Consider the following 3,336-nt stretch of genomic DNA (forward strand, 5'->3'; position numbering starts at 1 on the left):
CCCCCGACGACGAGGGCCGGGCCGAGGTGCCCCGCCTGGTCGCCGACGGGCTGGTCGAGGCCGGCCCGTGGGAGGCGCAACGGCACGTCGTCCTCACCCGGACCGGTCGGCTGCTCGCCGACGCGGTCGTGAGACGGCTGATCGCCTGAGATCCGGCGGTCCGGTCGACTACCGTCGGCGCCATGTCCGACCAGGTCCCGCCCCCCGAGCCCGATCCGTCGCCCTCCGCGGCGCCGACCCAGCTGCCCACCCCGTCGCCCACCCAGCCGCCGGGCCCCGGGATGACGCCCCCGCCGGCACCAGGGATGACCCCGCCGCCGGCCCCGGGGTACCCGGCGCCGCCGAGCGTGCCGCCCGCACCGGGCTTCGCGCAGCCGCCCGGCCAGGCCTACCAGCCCTACGGCACCTCGCCGCCCCAGAGCGGCTTCCCGATCAGCATCGCGTCGTCGGCGAAGGTGCCGGGCCAGATCGACCCCGAGACCGGCCTGCCGTACTCCGACAAGGAGCGGCTGATGGCGGGTCTGCTCCAGCTGCTCCCGCTGATGGTCGGGGTCGCCGGCGTCGGTCGGCTCTACACGGGCCACACGGCGATCGGGATCGTCATGCTCGTCGGCACCATCAGCGGCTGGGTGATGACCTGCCTGCTCATCGGCCTGCTGTGGGCGGTCCCGATCTGGATCTGGGGCCTCGTCGACGGGATCCTCATGCTCACCAACAAGCGCTTCACCGACGCCGACGGGCGCCTGCTGCGCTGAACTCGTCGGTCGGGTCCGGGGTGCTCAGTCGACGGTGACGAAGTCGATGAGCTCCTCGACCCGGCCGAGCAGCTCGGGCTCGAGGTCCGCGAACGAGCCGACCTTCGACAAGATGTGCTGCCAGGCGCGGGCGATGTCGGCCTGGTCGCGGTGCGGCCAGCCGAGGTGCTGGCACACGCCCTTCTTCCACTCGACGTTGCGCGGGATCGTCGGCCACGCCTTCAGGCCGATCCGCTCGGGCTTCACGGCCTGCCAGATGTCGACGTACGGGTGTCCGACGATCCGGACGTGCGGCCCGTTCGGACCGCGCACGATGGCGTCGGCGATCCGCGACTCCTTGGAGCCGCGGACCAGGTGGTCGACGAGGACGCCGACCCGGCGCTGCGGGCCGGGCTTGAACGACACCAGGTGGTCGGCGAGGTCGTCGACCCCCCCGAGGTACTCGACCACGACACCCTCGATGCGCAGGTCGTCGCCCCACACCTTCTCGACGAGCTCGGCGTCGTGCCGTCCCTCGACGAAGATCCGGCTCGCCCGCGCCACCCGCGCCTTGGCGCCGTGGACGGCGACCGAGCCGCTCGCCGTGCGCGTCGGCTTCGCCGGCGCCGCCGTACGACGGACCGGGGCGGTGAGGATGACCGGCTTGCCCTCGAGCAGGAAGCCGGGGCCGAGCGGGAACGTCCGGCGCTTGCCGCGCCGGTCCTCCAGGGTGAGCGTGTGCAGGTCCCGGTCGACGGCGACGATCTCGCCGCAGAAATCGCCCATGACCTCCTCGACCACGGCGCCGAGCTCCGCCGGGGCTTCGACCGCCCGCCCGTTCTTGGGCTTGTTCCAGTCCCCGGACAGCACGTCGGTCCCGTAGCGATCGTTCACGACCGGCAACCGTACGGGCCGGGGCGGTCGCGGCGGTGCTCCCGCGCCGTGACCGGGAAGACACGGCGTTTCGGTGGACGGGGCACCTGCCGGGAGGTCAGACTCGAGGGGTGCTCGATCGCATCACCGCGGGTCTGTACGAGCGCCTGGGGTCGCGGTACTGGGCAGTGCTCGCGATCGGCCAGGCGGCCGTCAGCGTGCTCGTCGCGCTGCTGACGATCGTCATCATCGCCTCCTACTACGACGCCGACCCGCACGGCGTGGCCCGGCTGGCGGGCTTCGCGGCACTGCTGACGGTCATCGCGTCGCTCCTCGCCTCGCTCCGCACCCGCAACGCGTTCTGCGCGATCCGGACCTGGCGGGAGACCCCCGACCCGACGCCGGAGGAGACGGTGACGGCGTGGGAGACGGCGGCGACGCTGACCTACCGCCAGTACCGGGGCAATTCCTGGTGGGTCAACCCGTTCGTCGTGCTGCCGACGTCTCTCTTCAGCATCCAGCTGTTCGACCTGGGATGGAAGGACTTCTTCGTCCTGGTCCTCGCGTGTGTGGTGCCGGCCGCCTACGCCACGATCATGAGCTACTCCGCGGGCGAGCTGCTGTCGCGCCCGCTGGTGACCGACATCGCCAAGGAGCTGCCCGACGACTTCCCGTTCCGGCGGGTCGGGCTCCCGGTGCGCAAGCGCATCCTGCTCGGCCCGTCGATCTACACGATCGCGAGCGGCCTGCTCGTCGCCAGCCTGGTCGGTGCGCGCGAGGGCTCCGACAACCTGGTGCTGGCGGTGGTCGCGTCGATCGGTGTCGGCCTGGCGCTCTCCCACGAGCTGTCGATGCTGCTCGCCGACGCGATCACCGTGCCGATCGACCGGGTCCGCAAGGCGATGCACCAGGTGGCCCACGGCGACCTCGGCGTACGAGTGCCGGTGACCACCGCCGACGAGCTCGGCGAGCTCGCCCACGACTTCAACCTGATGGCGCGCGGGCTCGAGGAGCGCGAGCAGATGCGCGAGGCGTTCGGGACCTACGTCGACAAGGAGGTCGCGGCGCTCATCCTCTCCGGGCAGTTCCCCGAGGAGGGCGTCGAGGTCGACGTCTCGATCATGTTCTGCGACGTCCGCGGGTTCACGTCGTACGCCGAGCGCGCGCCGGCGACCGAGGTGGTCGCCACCCTCAACCGACTGTTCTCGGTGATGGTGCCGATCGTCGACCGGCACGGCGGCCACGTCGACAAGTTCATCGGCGACGGCCTGCTTGCGGTGTTCGGCGCCCCGGAGGTCTTCGAGGACCACGCCGACCGGGCGTTCGCCGCTGCTCGGGAGATCGTCGAGGCGACCGCGTCGATCGGCACCGGCCTCAGCGTCGCGGCCGGGGTCAACACCGGCCGCGTGGTGGCGGGATCGATCGGCGGCGCCGGCCGCCTCAACTTCAGCGTCATCGGTGACGCGGTCAACGTCGCCGCCCGGGTCGAGGCTGCGACCCGCCAGACCGGCGACGACGTCCTCATCACCGCGGCGACCGCCGCGATGCTGCGCGCCGAGGTGCCGCTCGTGTCCCGCGGCAGCCTGCCGCTCAAGGGCAAGGCCGAGCCGCTCGAGCTCTTCGCCCCCGCCGGCGAGGTGCTGCCGGAGGGGATGACGATCGCATCCGAGATCGGCTGACCCTCGACGAACCCGCAGGGTTGGGTCGACGGACCCGCAGGGTTGGGGCG

General features: G+C 72.2%; 3 protein-coding genes. 2 read left to right on the top strand and 1 reads right to left on the bottom strand.

Annotation, left to right across the window (positions count from 1 at the left end; translation table 11 throughout):
- Positions 1–182 precede the first annotated feature (182 nt).
- Positions 183–755 carry a TM2 domain-containing protein gene (locus H0487_RS22255; protein ID WP_220793695.1) on the top strand — a complete coding sequence of 191 codons (573 nt, stop codon included), beginning with the start codon at positions 183–185 and terminating at the stop codon, positions 753–755.
- Between the two features lie 24 nt (positions 756–779).
- Here the strand turns inward: H0487_RS22255 and H0487_RS22260 are convergent, their stop codons facing one another.
- Positions 780–1,628 carry a DUF3097 domain-containing protein gene (locus H0487_RS22260; protein ID WP_183096386.1) on the bottom strand — a complete coding sequence of 283 codons (849 nt, stop codon included), beginning with the start codon at positions 1,626–1,628 and terminating at the stop codon, positions 780–782.
- A 110-nt stretch (positions 1,629–1,738) separates the two neighbouring features.
- Between H0487_RS22260 and H0487_RS24410 the strand changes: the two genes are divergently transcribed.
- Positions 1,739–3,286: an adenylate/guanylate cyclase domain-containing protein gene (locus H0487_RS24410; protein WP_183096387.1), complete on the top strand. Its 1,548-nt coding sequence runs from the start codon at positions 1,739–1,741 to the stop codon at positions 3,284–3,286.
- Positions 3,287–3,336 lie beyond the last annotated feature (50 nt).

It is taken from the genome of Nocardioides stalactiti, from assembly GCF_014180715.1.
Taxonomy (GTDB): Bacteria; Actinomycetota; Actinomycetes; order Propionibacteriales; family Nocardioidaceae; genus Nocardioides; species Nocardioides stalactiti.